The 21,325-nt window shown below is 40.0% G+C and carries 20 protein-coding genes and 1 riboswitch; of the genes, 1 reads left to right on the top strand and 19 read right to left on the bottom strand.

The features are described 5' to 3' along the window. Window positions 1-1,383 carry a sensor histidine kinase gene (locus BUB11_RS01740; RefSeq protein ID WP_073027375.1) on the top strand — a complete coding sequence of 461 codons (1,383 nt, stop codon included), beginning with the start codon at window positions 1-3 and terminating at the stop codon, window positions 1,381-1,383. A 71-nt stretch (window positions 1,384-1,454) separates the two neighbouring features. Here BUB11_RS01740 and BUB11_RS01735 read toward each other — a convergent pair whose 3' ends face one another. The 19 genes from BUB11_RS01735 to BUB11_RS01645 form a co-directional block, all read right to left on the bottom strand. Further along, window positions 1,455-3,545, bottom strand: a complete 2,091-nt coding sequence (locus tag BUB11_RS01735; RefSeq protein WP_073027373.1) for a copper-translocating P-type ATPase — start codon at window positions 3,543-3,545, stop codon at window positions 1,455-1,457. Window positions 3,546-3,853: 308 nt separating this feature from the next. Beyond that, window positions 3,854-4,207, bottom strand: coding sequence for a response regulator (locus tag BUB11_RS01730; RefSeq protein ID WP_073027371.1), 354 nt, complete (start codon window positions 4,205-4,207; stop codon window positions 3,854-3,856). A gap of 102 nt (window positions 4,208-4,309) precedes the next feature. Further along, complete coding sequence (locus BUB11_RS01725) at window positions 4,310-4,504, bottom strand: hypothetical protein (RefSeq protein WP_073027369.1); 195 nt, start codon at window positions 4,502-4,504, stop codon at window positions 4,310-4,312. A 50-nt stretch (window positions 4,505-4,554) separates the two neighbouring features. Further along, window positions 4,555-4,824, bottom strand: coding sequence for an SHOCT domain-containing protein (locus BUB11_RS01720; protein WP_073027368.1), 270 nt, complete (start codon window positions 4,822-4,824; stop codon window positions 4,555-4,557). 161 nt (window positions 4,825-4,985) lie between these two features. Further along, window positions 4,986-5,252 (bottom strand): SHOCT domain-containing protein, encoded by a 267-nt coding sequence (locus tag BUB11_RS01715; RefSeq protein WP_073027366.1) that lies wholly within the window; start codon window positions 5,250-5,252, stop codon window positions 4,986-4,988. A 75-nt stretch (window positions 5,253-5,327) separates the two neighbouring features. Further along, window positions 5,328-5,549, bottom strand: a complete 222-nt coding sequence (locus BUB11_RS01710) for an SHOCT domain-containing protein (protein ID WP_073027365.1) — start codon at window positions 5,547-5,549, stop codon at window positions 5,328-5,330. Window positions 5,550-5,843: 294 nt separating this feature from the next. Beyond that, window positions 5,844-6,647, bottom strand: coding sequence for a C40 family peptidase (locus BUB11_RS01705; RefSeq protein ID WP_084110123.1), 804 nt, complete (start codon window positions 6,645-6,647; stop codon window positions 5,844-5,846). Between the two features lie 4 nt (window positions 6,648-6,651). Continuing rightward, window positions 6,652-6,794, bottom strand: a riboswitch (cyclic di-AMP (ydaO/yuaA leader). 624 nt (window positions 6,795-7,418) lie between these two features. Beyond that, complete coding sequence (locus BUB11_RS01700) at window positions 7,419-7,988, bottom strand: hypothetical protein (protein ID WP_143159019.1); 570 nt, start codon at window positions 7,986-7,988, stop codon at window positions 7,419-7,421. After that, window positions 7,952-9,874: a hypothetical protein gene (locus BUB11_RS26495; protein WP_084110122.1), complete on the bottom strand. Its 1,923-nt coding sequence runs from the start codon at window positions 9,872-9,874 to the stop codon at window positions 7,952-7,954. The genes BUB11_RS01700 and BUB11_RS26495 overlap by 37 nt, the downstream gene beginning before the upstream one ends. Beyond that, entirely contained in the window at window positions 9,875-12,541 is a 2,667-nt protein-coding gene (locus BUB11_RS01690) for a hypothetical protein (protein WP_073027361.1), read from the bottom strand. Continuing rightward, the gene (locus tag BUB11_RS01685) at window positions 12,534-13,880 is read right to left on the bottom strand and encodes a site-specific integrase (protein ID WP_073027360.1); all 1,347 of its coding nucleotides are present in this window, start codon (window positions 13,878-13,880) and stop codon (window positions 12,534-12,536) included. The genes BUB11_RS01690 and BUB11_RS01685 overlap by 8 nt, the downstream gene beginning before the upstream one ends. A gap of 575 nt (window positions 13,881-14,455) precedes the next feature. Next, window positions 14,456-15,337, bottom strand: a complete 882-nt coding sequence (locus BUB11_RS01680) for a tyrosine-type recombinase/integrase (RefSeq protein ID WP_073027358.1) — start codon at window positions 15,335-15,337, stop codon at window positions 14,456-14,458. A gap of 688 nt (window positions 15,338-16,025) precedes the next feature. Further along, window positions 16,026-17,279: a DNA polymerase Y family protein gene (locus tag BUB11_RS01675; protein WP_073027356.1), complete on the bottom strand. Its 1,254-nt coding sequence runs from the start codon at window positions 17,277-17,279 to the stop codon at window positions 16,026-16,028. A 251-nt stretch (window positions 17,280-17,530) separates the two neighbouring features. Further along, window positions 17,531-17,752 (bottom strand): helix-turn-helix domain-containing protein, encoded by a 222-nt coding sequence (locus BUB11_RS01670; RefSeq protein WP_073027355.1) that lies wholly within the window; start codon window positions 17,750-17,752, stop codon window positions 17,531-17,533. A 63-nt stretch (window positions 17,753-17,815) separates the two neighbouring features. Continuing rightward, window positions 17,816-19,189 (bottom strand): MBL fold metallo-hydrolase, encoded by a 1,374-nt coding sequence (locus tag BUB11_RS01665; RefSeq protein WP_073027353.1) that lies wholly within the window; start codon window positions 19,187-19,189, stop codon window positions 17,816-17,818. 11 nt (window positions 19,190-19,200) lie between these two features. Then, on the bottom strand, window positions 19,201-19,401 hold the full coding sequence (locus BUB11_RS01660; protein WP_073027351.1) for a DUF3006 domain-containing protein: 201 nt from the start codon (window positions 19,399-19,401) through the stop codon (window positions 19,201-19,203). Window positions 19,402-19,556: 155 nt separating this feature from the next. Then, window positions 19,557-19,856, bottom strand: a complete 300-nt coding sequence (locus BUB11_RS29015) for a DUF5658 family protein (RefSeq protein ID WP_073027349.1) — start codon at window positions 19,854-19,856, stop codon at window positions 19,557-19,559. 49 nt (window positions 19,857-19,905) lie between these two features. Further along, window positions 19,906-20,124, bottom strand: a complete 219-nt coding sequence (locus BUB11_RS01650; protein ID WP_073027347.1) for a hypothetical protein — start codon at window positions 20,122-20,124, stop codon at window positions 19,906-19,908. A gap of 106 nt (window positions 20,125-20,230) precedes the next feature. Beyond that, window positions 20,231-21,025, bottom strand: a complete 795-nt coding sequence (locus BUB11_RS01645; protein WP_073027345.1) for a TIR domain-containing protein — start codon at window positions 21,023-21,025, stop codon at window positions 20,231-20,233. Between the last annotated feature and the right edge of the window lie 300 nt (window positions 21,026-21,325).

The raw sequence follows: 21,325 nt of genomic DNA, 5'->3' as shown, positions 1-21,325 counted from the left end.
ATGCGCACAAAATTGTTTCTTTCCACCCTAATCATTGCGATCATTACTCTGACCTTCAGCCTGCTTTCTGTAAACTTCGTCTTCAAACAACAGTTTAGTGCTTATCTAACCCAGGCAAATGAAACAAACTTAGAACAGTTACCCTCTCGTTTGAGTGCCCTTTATCAGACTAAGGGTACATGGGACCCTACGGCTCTGAATGAAGTTACTCACTCCCTCCCAATGGGGACCGTTGTTACACTGACAGATCCAAACGGTAAACTGATAGCCACATTAAACAATACCATGGAAGGGATGATGCATGGACAAGATATGGGTATGAGTATGTCTTCCTATTCCGCTACAAGTTGGAAAACAAAAACCTTTACAGTATCAGGACCCCTCGGGACTTTAGCCACAGCAGAGGTCCGTTACCCTGCAAGCGCACAGATTCTCAATCCCCAAGATGTCGAATTCCAATCCGCAGTCTTTCGCTATCTCCTCTTTGCTGGAGGACTGGCGCTGCTATTTGGGATTATCCTCAGTTACTTCACAAGCCGCCAACTCGTCGCTCCGCTCAGACGATTAACACAAGCAGCTAATCGTATTGGGCATGGGTACCTTGACGAGCGCGTTAACGTTCGCTCCAAAGACGAGGTAGGGCAACTGGCAAACGCTTTTAATGCGATGGCCGACAATTTAAATCGCCAAGAAACCCTCCGCAAACAGTTTACTGCCGATATCGCCCACGAACTGCGTACTCCCTTAACCTCGATTAAAAGCTATATCGAAGCCTTCCAAGACGGCGTCCTCCCTGCAAATGAAGAAAACCTTTCCTCCATTCATGAGGAAATTGACCGATTAGTTGACTTGTCCAGCGATCTAAAGGACTTAAATGTCGCGGAAATTGGTGCTTTACAACTAAACCCTGAACCTGTGGACTTAAAGCCACTTCTAGAAAAAATTCTTCACAGCCTTAACCCCCTCATCCAAGAAAAAGAAATAACTCTATCTTGGCACGCCTCGCAGGAACCCGTGACTATGTCCGGAGACGAGCGCCTTCTGACCCGGCTCTTTTACAATCTGGTGCATAATGCCTATCGGTACTCTAACCAAGGCGGCCAAATAACCGTCGACCTTACCCAATCATCCGATTATTCTCAAATCAGAATTAAGAATACCGGGATGGGCATCTCTGAAGACGACCTTCCTTTAATCTTTGAGCGCTTTTACCGCGCCGACAAATCCCGTACTCGTGAGACAGGAGGAACCGGAATTGGTCTAGCGCTGGTTCGCCAGATTACAGACCTTCATCAAGGCACGATCACCGTACAGAGTAAAGTCGGACATGAAACTGAATTCATCGTCGAGCTTCCGAAAAAGCTAAAAGTGGCTGTGGATTAAAAATCCACGGCCACTTGTATTTAGTGTTTTTGGAGTTACTCGGTAGAATCAACGAGAGAAGATTACGAAGATTAATCAATCTTAAGAAGTCTTGCATTTATAGACACGATTACAGTGCTTAATGACATTAAAGCTGCACCTAAAGCTGGACTTATAACAATTCCTTGATTATACAAGATGCCTGCTGCTAACGGAAGCGCAATGATATTATAGCCTGTAGCCCAAATTAAGTTCTGGATCATTTTCCGATAAGTGGCTTTTGAAAGCTTCAAGATCGTTACTACATCGAGAGGATCACTTCTTACAAGAATCACATCAGCAGTTTCAATCGCAACATCTGTGCCGGCGCTCATCGCTATCCCTAAATCTGCTATAGCTAATGACGGGGCATCATTTACACCATCGCCTGTCATAGCAACGATCTTACCCGCTTTACGAAGCTCATCAATTTTAGATGCTTTTTCTTGAGGGAGTACTTCAGCAATGACCTGATCTAGTTTAAGTATGTCCCCAACATAAGTCGCAACTCTTTGATTATCACCTGTGAGCATAATGGATTCTACCTTCATAGCCTTTAAGGTATCGATAGCTTCTTTAGCTGTTTCTCTTATGATATCCGATAAGGCAATATAGCCTAGAAGTGTCTTTCCCTCTAATACGAAGATGACCGTTTTACCTTCTTGGGCAAGTTTTTCATAATGTTTATCATCAAAGGCGATCTTTTCAGAGCGCATATAACCAGGGCTCACAACCATGACGTCTTTACCTTCTACCGTTGCTTTCAACCCTTTTCCAGGCAGGTTTTGATAGTTTTTAACCTCCTTCATCTTAAGGCCCAAATTCTTTCCTTCTTTTACGATGCCTTTTGCTATCGGATGTTCTGAATTTGATTCCACCGAATAAGCAATGGAAAGTAGTTCGTCCCGAGATATTCCAAGTTCATGAATATCAGTGATTCCGAATTCACCTTTAGTCAACGTACCTGTTTTATCAAATACAACTGCATTCAAGTTTCGAGCGTTTTCGAATGCCGCTCTATCTCGGATTAATAGGCCTCTTTTTGCGCCTATACTCGTTGACACTGCATTAACAAGAGGTGTTGCAAGTCCTAAGGCATGCGGGCAGGATATTATTATTACAGTAACGGCTCTTTCTATAGCAAAGCTTAAATCTTTTCCAAGGAGTATCCATGAACCAAAGGTTATCGTTCCAGCTATAACAGCGATATAGAATAACCACTTGGCTGCGATATCTGCTAATCTCTGTGTACTTGACTTTGAATCTTGGGCTTCACGCACAAATCGAATAACCTGTGATAGGAACGTGTCATCTCCAACTCTTGTTACTTTAAATTTTAGAATCCCTTCTCCATTAATGGAACCACCTATTATTTCGTTGCCATTTTCTTTCGCTACAGGAACGGATTCTCCTGTTATCATTGACTCGTCAACTTCTGATCTTCCATCATATACCAATCCATCGATTGGGATTTTCTCTCCTGGTTTAACGAGCACTGTATCTCCTGTTTTTAAATGTTTTACAGGAATATCTAGGGTCTCGCCATTATCCTGAATAAGATGTGCCTCATCCGGCATGAGCTTTATTAGTTCGGCCAGAGCTTTTGAGGCTCCCATCACGGATTTCATCTCAATCCAGTGACCTAAAAGCATGATGACGATTAATGTAGCTAGCTCCCAGAAGAAATCATTCCCTTGAAGAACAAATACAGTAAGAGTACTGTAGATATAGGCTACTGTTATCGCAAGGGCTATCAGCATCATCATGGCCGGAGATTTTTTCTTCAGTTCATCTCTGGCCCCGGTAATGAATGGTTTCCCTCCATAGATGAATAGTATGGTGGATAGGGCGAACAGTATGTATGCATCACCAGTGAATCTCCAATCGACACCCATAAACATCTGGATCATCGGAGAGAGTAATAATATAGGCACCATAATGATTAATGACACGAAAAACCTTTTCTTAAAATCTTCAACCATCATGGCATGATGATCATGATGTCCCTCCTGTACTGGGCCCTTATGTGCGCTATGATCTTGAGTTTCATGGTTCTTATCGCCATTCTCAGGATGTTCACTATGTTTGTTGCTAACTTGTTCATGTCCGTGATGATTATGCTGATTGTGATTCTTGTGATCCATATAATTTCGATTCGCTCCTTTCTCAATTGGTAATTACATTAATTATAACCTATTCTATTTTATAGTCACTTTCTCCTGCTTTCTATAGAATTTTGCTTATCTATCACTCATTCTCGTGTTATGAAAAACTCTCCGGCCAGTATATTATTCCCAAAATGTCGTCAATGACCCAAGCGGCCAAGTAGGTCTGACGGTTGGCAATCCCCATGTCTTGTTGCATGGGGATTTTATGTCATGTATGACAATTTCCAGTTCACAACTTTGGTCCTAGTCTTAAGAAAGTCCACCTGTTCACTAATCCTTCTACTTCAAACAGCCTTAAAGACCGTAAGAAGTAGTTCTTCAATATCAAAGGGTTTCATTAAAAAGTCATGCACCCCAGCCTTCATGGCTTCTACAGCTGTAACAGTACTTACATGGGCGGTCATCATGATAATCGGCAAATCTGGATAATGCTCTTTAAGTCTCCTAAGGACGCTTAACCCATCCAGCTTCGGCATGTTTAAATCCACAAGAACAAGATCTGGGCGTTCGGCCAAAGCTCGATCGACGGCGACTTGCCCGTCCTCCGCTGTCTCCACGTGATATCCAGCTTTGCTCAAGGCCCGTTCAAAAACCCAGCGCATATTTACTAAGTCATCTGCAATTAAAACCTTACGCATGTCGATCCTCCTTAACTGTGGGATTTCCCGCTTCAGCGGAGAAAGAGGGATAGGTGTCTACCCTATCCCTTGGTCCAAAATATTTCATAATTGATCTTAAGCTTATCTACTCTTATGACCACCGCAGCAACCTGCATCACCTGAACTCTTATCTTGTAAATCCTTCTCAGGACTATCGTGCCCATTGCCATGTTTCTTTCCACCGCCACAACAACCCGCTCCCCCTGGTCGATGCATAAAGAGCATTATTGCGATGAACAAGAAAATCCACCAGTTTTGACTAATAAATTGCCACATTATTAATTCCCTCCCCAAGAAATTCCTCAGCCACCTTTATGATTTTCCACTCATTTACCCTCTAAATCCAGTTTTTGACTTTGATACTGCACAGAATCGATCTCGCCACGGGCATAGCGTTCACGAAGGATATCCATTGATCTATGCTTGCCTAGTCCTCCTGTATTAACGTGCGATGCATTGCGTCGAAATAGATAGATACCCAGTAAAATTATCCCAATCCAAAAGATCAGCATTCCTATCCCCATCATTCCATATCCGCCACTTCCATAACCACCATATCCCCAACCACCCATCATATTGCCCCAGTTACCCATCATATAAATTCCTCCTTAATTTGCTTACTGCTATGCTATGGTTTGACTGCTATTCTTCCATATCCATAGTGTACCGCTTAGATAAGATTAACTCATGAAAAAGTTGTGAATTTCTCATGAAGAAGGGACCCTGATTCGATAATCAAGATCCCTTCCTATACAACTCATTTTTCTAAATCCTGTTTCCGGCTCTGATACTCAGCGGAATCTATTTCGCCACGTGCATACCGTTCTCGCAAGATATCCATTCCACTATATTGACCTAGTCCTCCTGACTGAATGTGCGATGCATTGCGTCGAAATAGATAGATACCCAGTAAAATTATCCCAATCCAAAAAATAAGCATTCCTATCCCCATCATGCCATAGCCACCGCTTCCATAACCACCATATCCCCAACTACCCATCATATTACCCCAGCCACCCATCATATAAATTCCTCCTTCGAACTATTTGATAAAATACAACCTTTGAAGTCTCTCGTCATTCATAAAGTTCACGTCTATTTAGCCTTTTTTAATGGATATTTGCTGCTTTTTCCCCGACAGTTCTTGTTTCCTCTCGAGGTATTCCTCTCTCTGAATTTCACCGCGTGCATATCGTTCACTCAATATATCCAGTGAGTTGTTCGACTGAGCTTGATGACCCTCGCAGCATGACCCTCCAGCATTCGATGAACTAAACATGTAATATCCAATAAAGATTAATAGGACTAAACCAATCATCATGTAACTCTCCCCCTTTTAAGTATTTAATGACCAATGCTGTTCTTCTATATTTTTAGTATAACTCTCAGATTCGATTTAATTATGAATAAGTTATGAATTTCTCATGAAGATGCACAATATTTACCACTTAATTTGCCATATAGTTCTACCGGGAGGTTACTAAACAAAGGGCAGTTCTCCCTGTCATGTGGAGTCACTGTCCTTGTGTGCTAGGGTGGATGATGGTGGTGAAATTATTCTGAACCCATCATATACCCGCCTTTAAATAACAATTCATTTTCATACAGCCTAAAATCATAAAACCCTGCGTGCTCCAATATATCGCTTGGACCAATAGCTCTCAGAAAGACTATGGATGCCTACCCCTTCGCTGGCAGAACCGAGTGTGCGTCCTCCACCAATATATATTCTCACATCCGATGCCCCTGGTTTATAGGTGGTAAAAAACACTAGATCTCCAGGTTTGAGTTGATCACGGCTGACAGGCGTTCCCACCTTATACTGTTCAAATGATGTTCTGGGGAGAGAAACTCCTGATGCCTTAAATACATACTGTATAAAACCAGAGCAATCAAAACCGTCTCTTGTCGTACCACCCCATAGATAGGGAACTCCCTGTAAGCTCATAGCCCGGCTAATGAGCTTATCAACTTCTGCGCTCCCTCTGGATACTTGCTGCGAAACCTTTGGCTCTGTTGCAGCAACTGTTTTCTTCTCCGGAACTATAATTTTGGCGGTACTTGCCGTCGACACATCCTTTGGCTTAGTCTTCGTCTTATCCGTCTGACTATTTTCCGGTATAGCTTGGCCATCTACCTTTGTCGAGTCAGTATCCGGTTTAGGATCACTAACTGTACTATTTTTTTGATTATTCGTTTGAACCTCTGCTTGTTTTGGCAGAGTACTTTTAGCTGATACAAGGTTATAACGGTTCATCTTTTCCTGAATAATCTCTTCATTGCTCTTACTACTTATGGAACTAAAAACTTGTTCCTGAACCGCTGCTTGAGTGGAAACTGTGCTCGAAGTAAGGCCTGATGTCAGAATAATACCTGAGAGAGCTACCAGACTCCCCCATTTTCTTACGGTTGAACCCAAAATGTCATCCACCTTTCTTAGCTTACGAGGTTAGTTGACGGGTTCGGACTAAAGGTTCAAGCCCTACACGTTACAGTAAACGTGATTCACCCCAAAATATATCCCCCGTTCTGAGTGCTTAATACTCAAATTCAGCCACTTATATTATGGTCCTACAATCATATCTTTGTGAATTTCCGTTCTTTCTTTCTTTTTATTTATTAATAACATGATAGGCCAGCAATAAAAAGGGCCAACGAAAAGCTGACCCTCTTTATCACTCTTTAAAATTATACATTTTTAGATTCTACTGAGCTTCTGAGGATTATTCATTATGAGAAGTAATATATATGTATAAATAATACTATAAATTATTTGAAATAAAAAGACTGAATTTTAAAGATGTGAAGTAATAGACATGTACAAAGTTACAAATTTTATAAGAAGACTAATTCCTTAACCTATTGTCTTATGTTGCTTCCCAAGAACGGCATTAGAATGCTTTTAAGGCAACGCGAGGGAGTGACCCCGGCAAAGCTGAAGGAAAGTAGCTGGGCAGTCCTAGAATTGATTTAAACGCTCTGACAAAAGCCCAAAGACAGTCGCTTCATAAACTATATGGGACTTGGAAGGCCATGAGATAACTCCGGTTGAGTACATGCGACAACTTAATCTAAAGACGACTACCTTTTACAAGATCTTAAAGGAATACAGGGAAGCTGAATCTATATCTTAATGGTATATACTAAAAAATCGCAGTTGAAATCTGCGGTTTTTCGCATTATAGGAACATCAACGAAGTGAGACTATGTTTGTAGAGTTCTCAGAAGACTTTCTTAGTTTATGATTGAGTTTCTCGATGATTACTTCTAGTTTATTTACTTTGATATAGTTATCATCTAGTTCCTTTTGCAGAGACTTGTTTAAATGCTCTAGCTGGGTAATCTTACTTTCTAATACCTCGTTTTCCAAGAGGTGTTTCTGAGTCCTTTTTAACCATTGCTTTATTTCATCGTAATGTTCTTGCTTTTTCTTAATATTGCTTAAGGAAAACGTGTCATCGTTTTCGATTTGCTCAATCCTTAAGTCGATATATCTCTTTAATATATCCTTGTTATTATCTATATGTGCTCTGGAAATTTCGGCAGAAGAGGCTATTTTGGACGCGCTAAGCTTTGTTTCCTTTAAAGCCACTGCAATTTGTTCGCGGGCGGAGACCATTTCTTGCAAACAGCCTTCTATTTGTCGTAATTGATCCTTAAACAAAGGCTTAAGGTCATAATAGTTGCCATTATTGATTTTTAAATCTTCTACAAACTTGGCAACTAAGCTATCGGTGCTTTCGGCATCCATTTCAAACACTCCGTTTCAATCCTAGTAAAGCTATTGATTATATCCTCTAATTTAGGATAGTTTTTAACAATAAGCTCAACGCCGTTTAAATCTATCTCTTTCATTAGTAACTCTAACTCAGGGTATAGACTATTTATGCACAGCTTCTCTAGTGACGCACGTTCTAATTCATAAGAACGTTGATATAGCTGGTTCTTCGCAGTCACTTTTTCATTGTGTTCCACGAGTACCATTTTTTCTACGAATCGTTTATATGTAAAGGGCAAATTAACAATGTTAGGTATCTTAACCCGTGCTGAGTACCACTTTTCTTGTAAGGTTAAGCGTTCTTGTCTTTCACATACACGACCCAAGGCATTGAGGCAATAACCAAGCTCCATATCCCTTACAGGGGTCGAAAGAACCTTTACAATTTCTTTGAGGTCATTATGGATACTAAGTTTCTTTCTTCTTAGGAAATTGTTAATGGCTTCATAATTTTCTTTAAAGAATGGATCGTTTAGTTCCTTTTTAATTTCTGCGGAATCAACATTATCGGGATTAGTCTCCAGTAAACCATTTGAAGATGCTCTGAATTTAAACGTTTCTTCGATTATTGTTTTTTTATCATCTCGGAAATAATGCTTTGTCATTTCTTCTTCTAAGTGGTTCATATGGATCTTAATCCATTGTAATGACACCTTATCCTTTAGTTTATTGACAACCGCGACCCTGAATTGATGAAAGTTTATATAATAGAACTCATTGTCCGACTCATCATCAGGTATATACCGAGAACTATTTATATGAGCTTTCTTTACCGTTGTCTTTTTAACTTGATTCTCTAGCTCGTAATGACTTAGTGTATCAAACTTTAAATCCTCTTGATGACGATAGAAAAATGTCATGAAGGGACACTGATAGCCGCTACTGCTAAACTCCTTCCCGCGAGCACTAGGGAATAATAACGAACTGCCTGTTTTTTCTCTGATGGATCTACCTAGTTCATCTAGCTTTTCATATGCTTTAACAGCTTGCGGGGTCATTCTCGTTTGAGCCCATCTTCCATCTTTAGAACGTGTTGTCTTATAAGTCCAGAATTCCATAACATACGCTGTCTGAGCTCCGTTAAATATAGACTCGGAGCTCAGCTTGTTTGTCTCCATTTTCTTCCCCTCACCTTGACGCATTCCAATCTGGGAAAACAAAACAACCTTACCAGCTGTCATTCTTTGAGCTACATCGAGTTCTTCATCATCCAGGTCTTTAATAGCACAAGAAATTATCCTATCGAATAAATCGTTGGGAATGTTGGGAGTTTTGTCATTTTCTATTTGGTATTTAATTAGGCTGCGATTGTAATCAGATAACACTTCCTCGAATTCGTTTTCGCTCCAAGTATGTTCTACATTATCAACTTCCGTCAAGAATTTTCTAAGGTCTTTTAGTACACGTACCTTGCCCGCTTCTTTAAGGTATTTCTTTCTTTCAGACCAATGAATCTCCAAGAGACGAGAAGTAATAGCGCCAGGTGATTGAATATGATGAGATTCTAAAAACTTGATAAATTTTTTAACTGTTAAAAATCCACTTTCCACCGAGCTGTAGCTGTTTCGATCATCGAATAATGACCGCAGGACATATCGCTTAGCCAAGAAACGCAAGCCCGTACTTCTTATATCCTTAAAATTGAATTTATAAAAACTGGTATCATATAACTTACGCTTAACAGAACCAGAGAAATCCCAAAAGTTATTAGCAAAATTCACCGAAGGCGCTATTTGCATATTCAACTCAATATATTTCATCTCGGAAGGGGCATGCCCCGTACCTTCCGAAAGATTAAACAGGGTTTGCGCAACGTTTTTTGAATACCAGTCGGTTTCGTTGATGGCAAGAATTATTTGCTCTACCATTTAGTTTGCCTCCAAATTTCCGGATAATTCCATTAGATAGGCCGAATAGAGATCAATTAAATTTTGATAATATTCCTGTTCTATTCGGATTTCCGATTCCTGTTTTTTCCTAGAATAACGCTCTACCTTCTCCTCGAAAACAGGGATTCTGCTGATCGCTGTTGCAAACTGTTTGCATCTTAAACACACATGATCATCATCATCTGCGTCTAGGGTTATAAGCTTAATACACTCATTTCCAGTACAAGCACCCGCGCCATCTTCCACCTGTTGGAGCCCTTCAATTTCTTCGGGTTTTAAAATGTTGCCCTCGATATCTACATTCCCAATATGCACTTCATAAAACGCCTCAAGATAACGCTTTGTTTGGAATTTCCGGTAATTTTTAGTAGGGATCTTCTCCGATTTGTGACCCGTGGTATAATTCGCTTCTATTGCGGACATTTTACCATCTTCAACTGCTTGCCAAGTATGATCCACAAATGTATGACGGGCATTGTACGCGGTATAATCCAAATTGTTTTCTTTGCATAGAATGTTAAACCACCGAGCATAGTTACTTCCAATCAATTCTACTCGCCTATGGAAAGACGCTCGATGTATAAATATGAATTTTTTCAAGTCTTCGGAGGCGTTCGCTGTTAGGTCTTCTGTCAGGCGAATTGACTCTTCAATTAGATTGATATCCTCAATAAGAAAAGAGGACTCTATATACTCGCCATTTGACACTTTAGAGATATAGCTGATTGTTCCGGTCATGAGTTGTTCAGTCTTTGAAGTAATGCAATTCCTTTCTAAGGAAAGGATCTCGCCAACTCGGAGCTTGGTTTGTATGGATAATTGGAAAATAATAAAATTCAATTTTCCATCTAAATCAGTCGCTTTTTCTCTTAGTAGTGTCTTAATGATTTCAAAATCTTCTTTGGTAAAAGAATTTCCCTCCATATATTTATCGTAAGTTAAACCCTTCAGCTGTTTTAGGGTTAGTTGGTTGATTTTATAGCATCGTTTACTGAGGTGTTTTAGAAATTTCTTGATTGATAATAAGCATCCATTAATTGTAGAGACAGACCGAAGATGACCATCTCCGTAAATAGTTGGTCTTAACTCGACGTAAGCCCGGTAATTCAAGATAAATTGAGTTGAAAACAGTGCCTTTTCTCCGCGAAGAGGGACTACGTTGTTCTGATAGTTGTTAACCGCTGTATTTATAAAATGGGTTAATGTGATTACTTGGGTTGCTGCATAACCGTTACTTTCTTTAGATGCCCATATATAGCTTTTCAATTGGATTCTCAATTCCTCGTCCTCGACTTTAGAGAAATCTAAAGAATGCAGAGATTTACCATGTATTGCGCTGGCGTTTTTAACGTTTAAATCATCAACTAGAAGCCATTTGTCACTCAGAGGTATGGGGTCTTGCGGAGCAAGATATACAAACAGATAGTCAGATTCTAAATGCTGGATGAAGTGTCTCCCTGATATCACTGTCGAATTAAAATCAACAGTATTGAACAATGGGATTGAATTCTCTTTAAGATATTTCTCGTCAATTATTAAATAAAAACTTTTTAATAATCTTTGGAATATTTTGGTAAACTGTTCACTTTTATCTCGGTGCCTCTTGGCAATTTGTTTATAAAACTCCAATTGCTTTACAAATAAGTCCTTCGAAAAATATGTAAGACTCGTAGATTCAGGAGGTTGATCGCTTATGCTTTCATTGAAGTAATATACAAATGCTCTCATATACAATGTTAATGAACTTTCGCAGTCATATTTACGAGAGTATAGCTTGAGAAATATAGCCAACCAATTATGCACTAGCGTATTATCGGTATTTAGATTTATATTACTAAAGTATCCCTCTCTAAACCTTCCGACATCTACATAAAATGAATATATATGTTGTGGTTTTGAACCTAAAGGATAATTTGAATTAAACCCTAAATCGGCATTGCCTTTCCGATGTATATCTTCACCAATGAACAAATGGCTATAAGTAGCGACCTCATGTTGATTATATTTCTCCCCTATGAAAAGATAAAAATTTTGTAAAATTTTTTTCGGATTCACATACCTGTCCTCAAACTTGTGGTATAAAACACAGTAAATCTCCCAACTTAAGTCAGAGATACTAGCGGCGTTATCGTCAATTCCTGTAATAAACCACTCCAATGCTTTCTTGTATCTATCCTTCTTTCCATGGGCCTCGACCCCTTCAAGGCTAAATGTTTGAATATAAGACTCACCAAACTCTAGCAACGTGGATTTTAATTCGCTATCTTGAATCTTGGAATCAACCGAAGTTATATATGACCGTCGTATTTCAACTTGCCACCTATTCTCAAAACGAAACCCTTCAAAATCGTAAAATGCTTTCAGGGCTTGTGCTAAAAGTGACCTTCTTGCAAATTTTTGTAATAAAGCAGGGTATCTTTCCCACGTAAAGTTATCCTCGAATTCCTGTACAAATAACTCCAGTGCATCAATATACTTTCTTTTCTTCCTATGCAAAACTTTTCTGGATGACAGGTTGTCGAAGTTTATTGATTTTATATGGGGCTCACCAAACCTCAATAACGAGGACTTTAATTCTCTATCTTGAATCTCCGAATGGACGAATGAAACATAAGACTTATGGATCTCTTCTTGAAACTCATTCACCGAAGGATATGCCTCCTCGTTTCATTGCTTCATTCTGTTTCCTAAGGGTGACTGCTCTATCTTTAGCGTTAGGTTTATAATAACGCATCACTGTATGTGTACCGCTATGCCGAAGATCATCTGCGAGTTCTTGCTCGTTATGACCCATAACGTGAGCTCTAAACATAGCATAGCCATGTCTGAACAAGTGGCTAAGTCCTTTCTTTTTAGTCTCCACATCAGGTTCAAGGCCAACCTCTTTAAAAATCTCCTTCAAGATATCTCCCCAACCCTTACCTGATAACGGTGTGTAGAGCCCTCTATTGATGAAAATATAGTAATTTTGTCCTTGGTAATCTGTTACTCTATCGGCCTTAGCGTCCTTTTCATAATTTTCCCGTTTCTTTGGGTATTTGGAGAGAAGAAACGGGTCTCTTGACTCATCAATATAGTCTTCGATCAATAGAGACATTTCAGAGTCGATAACAACCTCTTGAAAACCGCCGCCGTTTCCTTTTGCATGGTAAGTTGGGTCGTTATAATCATCCCTGGACTTAATATTCATTACACTCTTTGCGCTTTGGTACGGTTTGTCAGTAAACCTGTTCCTTATAAATAAGAGATTACCACGGACATCCTCGAATGTTAGACCCAATGCTTCCCCCAACCTCAAGCCAAAACGATACATAAGATTAATTAGAACTTTTTCACGCAAAGTGTATTTTTCCTCGATTACTTTTATAATCATTTCATATTGTTCAAAAGTTATATACTCAGGTAACTCTTCGGTATGGAACACTTTTAAGTTTGACTCAAATCCCTCAACAGTTTTTTTGTCTGCATGTCCCAAAAAGCCACCACCAGATTCATAAGATACAACATAAGTGGCTTGAATCGTTGAATCCTTAATATAAAAGATTTTGACGTAAAAATCCCTATACACAGCGAAATATTTGTTAACTGTTTCATTGCGACGAATAGGGCCTAAATCAAAATCCCAAATGGTTCCTCTTTTTTTGCCACCTTTTAAGAAATTTGTTAAGTTGACAAGTTCTATTTCAGATAACCCTTTTTGGTAATTAGATACGTTGAATATTTTTACATAGGCGTAGAGGTGTTTAAGGGCAGTAAATGCAGACTCGCGCTTTTTATATGATTTATTCATCAGTGTAACATTAAGATATTTATTTGCATCCTTTATCCTAATGCCATTCCAATCTACTAGTATAAAGTGAGTTCTTTCCAGTTTATCCTTTATAATAAACCCCATTGCTCCAGTTTGCTGAATTAAATCCCCACTCGAACTGTATTTCTCATAAATTGTTCCCAATCGACTTTCCCTAGCAGTAATAACCCCCATATAAACACCGCCCATTCTTCTTGAGAATATGTATTAGTAGCTGTACCTAGCTCCCATCAAAAAGTTACACTTGCTTGTGAGTATATATAACTAAAACTACATAAGGGGACCAATTGGGACGATGATGACCCGGCGTACTCACTTAAGAGAACGCATTATCGGTTGCTTCTTGAAATGTTCACATGTTCTCTATACAGTTCATTTACGAAAGTAAGTCTAAGCGCACCTGCTTAACACCATAATGATTAAGCAGGTGTTGAAAAGCTCTAATACTAATCCTTTGCCTGTTGTTAAATCATCGTCCCTAGGCTCAAGTTATATAAAAAGGTACACACGCGCTCCTATTCGATAATGGAACACGTCTAGGTGTGTATGAGGGTAACTCAAAACAAGCCTAGAACCCTTACAGAAATAGTAACATCTTGTTATAATAAGCCGTCCACGGTTTATTCCGAATGAGGGTGAAAATGAGAACAAGTAACACAATCATCAATACAATTATTCGGATAATTATTACCCTTACAATTTCCTTGTAGTATTACTTTCATTTTAGTAATGGAGTGCAAATCCTCAGTTTATTCTTTTGCGACACTTGTGTATCGTAACATTGAATGGATATTGGAATGTCCCATCATAATACTGACTTGTGCCGGTGTATACCCTCGTTCCATTATGGCATTGGAAATAAAAAAATGTCGTACCTGTCTTGGAGTTATGTTAGGTAGTTTCCCAATGGAGCAATACTTCTGCCACATTCGGTTTACAGTAATTCGGTCTAGATTAGGATTTTTGTTTGAAACGAACAGGAACTCACTACCAGTGGAATATTTATATTTATTTCTTTCGTTAGCAATGTAATCATTGAGACTACTTATTACCGTATCATTAAGGAAAACCCTTCGTTGCTTATTAAACTTACTGTTCATGATTTCAAGTTCTATTGTTTCTCTGAATTGTTTGATTATAAGTACTTTTGTCTGACAGATATTATCGCAGTCTGTTAGCCTGACACCCAAGGCCTCGCTAATTCTAGCCCCTGTATAAGCAAGTAGATTAAAGAGTGCATAGTCACGTTTTATGCCGTGTTCAAGAATAACCTGCCTAAGTTGGATAATATCTTTTTGGGATATTACAGTAGGAGAGACTAAGCTTTGTCGGATTTTGATCATCATGTTGTTGGTTATTACTATATCCTTCTGGGCTCCACCCTTAACCAAGAACTCGTTATACTTTTTCAGACAGCTGAGTTTATAATTAATAGTGCTTGCAGCCTGATGCATACTTGTTTGCAAGAAGGACCTATAATCTTCCACGTTTTGCTTAATAATTCCGATTGGTTCTTTGTCGTAGGCTTCGCAGAACCAATCGAAGTAGTCTTTCACAGCTCTTTGATAACCTTTTTGGGTGTTGAGGGATTTGTTCTGGGACTTTAGGAATTCCACAAAATTAGCTAACACGGGCGACCAGCTCCCATCCTCTTATAAATAGTGTTTCATTTTTCTATGGGTATTTTACCTCAACTGGACTAATAAAACAATACTATTTAAAATTTGAGCTGAAAGTGAAAAAAATTAATAAATATAACACGCAAATTAGCCGTCAAGCAAGAGATTTGGGTTAAGATGGAGAAATGTTACTACCAAATTGAAGAAGATGACCTGCTACATGGTGTTGTCCTTATAAACTAAACGAAAATTGATAGTTATGATGAAATAATTTCATTATATAATTCATCATTTGAAAGTTCATTAAGAGATCCTTCTTCAATTATCTTCTTAAAAGTTTTCACGAAATGCCGGCACTCTTAACATCATGGAGAATATTAAATTCACTTAGAAAAATTGTTCAGTTTTAAAAATTTCCATTTCCATTCACCAATTGTAAAACAACAATGCGTGGGGTGAGAATTTCAATTTTCTCAACCACGCATTAAAAATTACTTCACAAATTCTTCAAGACGAAGCTTTCTGGACAAAAGAGCTGTACTTTCTAATAATTTTCAACCTTCATGGATATTCCGCCGCACCACAATATTCAGAAATCGGTTGTGCACAAAATGTGCATGATCGTCTCAATAAATCAAGGTAGAGTCCTACCTTACGACGATTGCGATGTCGATGAATTCATTCAAACTAGTTCTAATAGTTACAATAGACTAGACATCATCGGATATTCCTCATCATCGACTGTTCCTCCCGTACTGAAGCGAACTCCGCTATTCAAAAATGCGGATCTAAACACCGAGCCATTCCCATACCTCTGACGTATTGAATCTACTACTCGATCAACCGTTCTCTGCTTCTCGTAATCCTTCTCAAATAGTGAGATTTGCCTGAAATCATTTTGACACAGCTCAGAAACACGAACTCCCAGATGGCGAATAGGTTCACCCTTCCAAAGCTCGTCAAATAATTCGCAAGCCACTTCATGTATCGCGTTTGTACAATCAATTGGCGATAAGATCTTCCTTTGGTGTGAGCAATTATAAAACTCGTTTGTTCTTAATGAAACAGATACCAACCTAGCACAATAGCCCGATTGCCTTAACCTTGCGGCTACAGTCTCTGTCAATGATAACAAGACCAGATGTGCAGTCACCTTATCCTCCACATCGAAAGCAATTGTTGTGGAGTTTCCAATGCCTTTGATTAAAGGTCGGCGATTTTCCCTCACTGGACTGCATTCGATTCCGTTGGCATAATTCCAGACCAACATGCCGTGGCTCATCAGAAATAATTTGATTAGCTTAGGGTCATAATTAGCCAGATCACCAATCGTTGAAATAGCCCTGCTCCTCAACTTCTTCGCAGTTGCACGGCCAACCATAAACAGTTCCTCAATAGGCAGCACCCACATCTTAGATGCGATCTCGTCTGGGAAAATTGTGTGTACTTTATCAGGCTTCTTCAGTTCAGATGCCATCTTAGCTAGGATCTTGTTGGTTGAGACACCAACATTGACAGTAAAACCTAGCTCATTCTTAATCCGATCCTTAATTATGTAAGCAGCTTCCACCGGGTCTTTATATAGTCGTTCCATGTTCGAGAAATCCACAAAATACTCATCAATACTATACTGTTCAATCAAAGATGAATACTCACGGAGAATATCACCAAACGCTTTAGAGCATTGCATATATAGCGAATAATTTGGTGGGACAATAACCAGACCAGGGCATTTTGCACTAGCACTGAATATACTCTCACCTGTTTGTATGTTATATTTTTTGGCAGGGATCGACTTAGTTAATACAATGCCATGACGAGTTACCGGGTCGCCACCAACTACGGAAGGTACGGTTCTTAGGTCTAAGGGGTCGCCATGCTGAAGCCTGTGAACAGCCTCCCATGATAGATAGGCGGAGTTTACATCAATATGAAATATAATCCGTCGACTCATAACTTCACCCTTTACGCAGAACGTTTGTTTCTATTATATAAAAACAAACGTTCTCTGTAAAGGGAAAACGTTCACCAAATAATGGCACAGCGAGTGTAAAATGCTACATTAAATAAGATCCCCGCGTCTGGAGATCTTTCGTGCAATGGCCCATTTGCTTGGCCTCATAAACCATGTAGCAAATAGGAATTGTCTTTTCACACCTAATCACCATGTATACGTCAATCCTGATTCTGACCAACCAATTTACTTTACCTAACAATTTCATTTCCAACCAGCTCATCTATTGGCACGCCAAGCTCAGCGGCTAACCGTGCAAGTATACATATTTGGGGATATATCCGTCCTGCTTCGATGCAATAGAGATGGTTAGTATTCATGCCAACAGTGGCGGCAAATTTTGCTCGATAAAGCTTACGCTCTTTTCTATAATACGCTATGTTTTTACCGAGAGTTTTGTTAGGTGAGAGCATGCGTATCCTCCTTTTCCATAGTGAAGATAGGATTTTAGGAGGTCATGATTTCTAAATGCCCAATCATTTACTAGATACGACCTTACCTTGGGAATTATATAGAGCACCGGGATCACCATCATTATTCCACATGTTCGACTTTGTCCATACCAGAGCACTTGTGCCGGCAACCGCTTTCGGGCCACTCAGAACCTTTAATGTCCCACCTGGGGGAATGGTCGTACCGCCGGGAAAACTATACGCTTGATTTCCTTTTTCACTGACTATCTTCCACCCAGTTAAATCCACTGCTGAACCGCCATTATTGACCAGTGTCACTACTTCTCCGCCCAAATCTATACTGGCAATAGAAACAGAACCAGACGAAGCAGGGGGCTGGATTGCTGGGGTTGGCGATGTAGTCGGGGAAGCGGATGAAGGCATAGAGCCTTTTTTGTTAAAAGTTACCGTCTCCCCATCACAGGTAGCCACGATGGTTCCATCCTGATCCGTCCTAAACAACATAACCCCCGCCCCACCTAGTCTGGATAAGGCAGATGCAGTAGGGTGCCCATAGTCATTGCCTGCTCCCACGGAGATAATCGCATAGTCGGGTGAAACAGCCTTTAGAAATGCGTTGCTGGTAGATGTAGCACTCCCGTGATGACCCACTTTAAGCACTTCCGCTTTCAGGCTCTGACCACTCTTGAGCATCTCGCTCTCTGAAAGTTCCCCTGCATCACCCGTGAATAGAAAGGTTATTTTCCCAAAGGTTAGTCTTAAGACTGCACTATAGTCATTCAGCTCCTCATACGCGCTCCCATTAGGGGCTATGAATTGTCCAGTTAACCCAGGAACATCAAGGGTAACACCCGCTTTAGCCTGGATTCGTTTTGCACCACCCGCGGTAACAGCTGAGATAAAGTATTCAAACGTTTTTGTTGTAGATGAAGCGTTTGGCATATAGACTGCTTTAACTGGAAAGTTCTTTATCACAGTATCAAGCCCACCAATATGATCCTCATGAGGGTGAGTAGCTACCACTGCGGCTAGCACTTTAACCTGTTGTGATTTCAGATAGTTTACCACGTCAGGTCCGTCTGGATTATTGCCCCCATCGATAAGTACCGCTGTGCCATCTGAGGCTTTAATGAGAATACTATCTGCCTGACCGACATCGATAAAATGTACTTGCAAGGTTCCGTTTACCTGCGTGGACGTGGGGGGTGATTGGGTAGGCGAAGGCGTGGCAGTTGATTGGTTGCTTGGCGGTGTGTCCTTGGCTGTTTCGCTGCTGGTGGACGCCTGGCTTGGTTCGGCTAACTTCTGGGTGTTAGCTGTGCCGGTAGTGCTATCCGGGGCAGTAGGTGTCGATTTGTTTCCGCAACCACTACCCAACAAGACTATGCAAACTAATAAGACGAACGCCCATAACAATTTGGATTTCCTCAAAACCAAGATACTACCTCCTATTTGTCAAAAAAGCCCTTCATCATTTCCTCGGCTTTTTGCCTACGCTCTTTGGTAATCGATAGGTCAACAGAAATACTTATGGCAATAACGTCGCCCTCTTTAACGTCCCGAGGCAAAAGAGTGAGTGGGAGATTAAAGGTCGTTCCCTCGTATTCAATAACTGCCCAGTCCCCCTCAAAGCGATCTACGATAAGCATAAAAACCACTCCTAACTTATTGCATTAATATAAAGCCTCCGAACCTCTATGCTTTGTTCGACAACTCACACATAACTAATATACCAGAGTTTAACAATTAGATTATTATTGGGTCGTCCTTGGGTCAACTATGAGTGCAGTGGAGAGTTAATATATTACCTCAGCGCAAAATCATACTTCTGAATAAAATACGCAACCACGTTATAAATACAAATTAAACCAAATAGCAAATTCGTCGCCCACAGTACCCTAATCACACTCTGCTGGTTCTTCAAATTCCTTTTGGCCATATGAATTAGAAAAATGCATAGCAAACCTACTGAGACCAGCTTGAAATAATGGAGAGCATTATTACCGACGAAGTAATCTGCTATTGGATTACCTTCCACTGCCCCATGGCTTATTGCTAGCATGGTGGTTATGTAATCTAGGGCGTTTAACGCGCAGAAAAACAATAGGAGTTTATATACTTTTTTCAGAGTATTACCTCCCAGTCAATAGGTCTTATTCAGCTTCATTACTTCGAACGAACCGACAAAGGTTAGCATCCCATTTCCATCCTGATTGATCTTCGGAATTGCTGCTAAGTAAACTAGTCAAAACGCCATGCTCTGATTCTATCAAAGCGGTCTCGAACCACTCTTCAAGGGATATATTGAGCGATTTGCAGACAGCATCTAATCGGGCTTTGACTTTTTCATCTGCTGGGAAAGCTATGTACATTATGATCACTCCAATATGCGTTTTGATTGGTTAATTAGTTCACGCGCCTCAATGACTCCATTTCGAACAGCAGCTTTGATGATCATGTTAAACACTAGCATACTGATTAGCTTATTTCTCCTTCTCTTTTTAAAACCCTGGTCAGGTCATAAAATGCCTGTTCAATCTGGTCACCGTGGAAACCAATATACTGAAGTCCATCAACGTTTGTGAAATTTTCTATTCCCTCTTGCTTTAACAGAATAGCCTTTTTAAACCCCAGACGTCCTTGGAACAACCCTGCTTCATGAATAACATTTTGCCGGGCTCTTTTGGTACCATCCGCCGTTTCGTCTTCTGCGGTTAGGATTAAAATGGCGAAACTTGCCTGGATTAACATTCGTTCCAATACTGGGACTATTGATTCTCCAGCATGGGATTCAGATTCGTAACTTACGGTGGGTAAGCCCAATTCATCTTGAAGAAATAACCTAGCCCTCGCCCATAGTTTACTTCTCCCGTGACCCACAAATATACAAGGGCTTGTACTTTTTGTATCAGGTACTATCTGTTGGCGTCGTTGTTGGATGGGGAACAGCGCTTCAAAATCTGACTGTTCCATATTTCCCATCCGTGTAACCAACTCCTTTATTTCTTTTACGGTTGGGTCCGAGTCACTAATTTGTTGTGGTGAAAAGTACATCACCCCGGGAGTATGGGTAGGTCGCCATGATTCATAGAATTCATCTATTTTTCTCGTCAGGAGCTGAAAATCCGATTGAGCTGGTAGTACTGTAGAATTAGACAAAGTTTTTTGAAATTGTTTCACGTAATGATTAACCGCGGAAAAAAAAGCTGGATCGGAATCCACAACACTTACCAGCGCATTAACATGCAACTCTAATTCCTCAAAAGCATTCATAATAAGCCTCCCGTGTTTTCATACTTAGTTATAGTTCCTGCTCATCCTGTGAGTAATCATATTGTAAGATTCTTTGTAGTCTGCTAAAATCCTCCAATTTATTGCGATATATAAAAAAAGACGCTTATTCAGCGTCGAAAACATTGGTCAGGATAAAGTTTTTCTACTCAACTCTATTTTACAAATTCAACCCACCCAGCAAATCACTTAACTACCTCAGGGCTTCTTTACCTAGCAAAGGGACACCCTTCCCTTTATCTGGGAATGATGTGGGGCTATTTATTTGGGAATTCCAACAAG

Origin of the sequence: Desulfosporosinus lacus DSM 15449, assembly GCF_900129935.1 — a bacterium.
Lineage (GTDB): Bacteria > Bacillota > Desulfitobacteriia > Desulfitobacteriales > Desulfitobacteriaceae > Desulfosporosinus > Desulfosporosinus lacus.
This window is presented reverse-complemented; position numbering and strand designations above follow the sequence as displayed.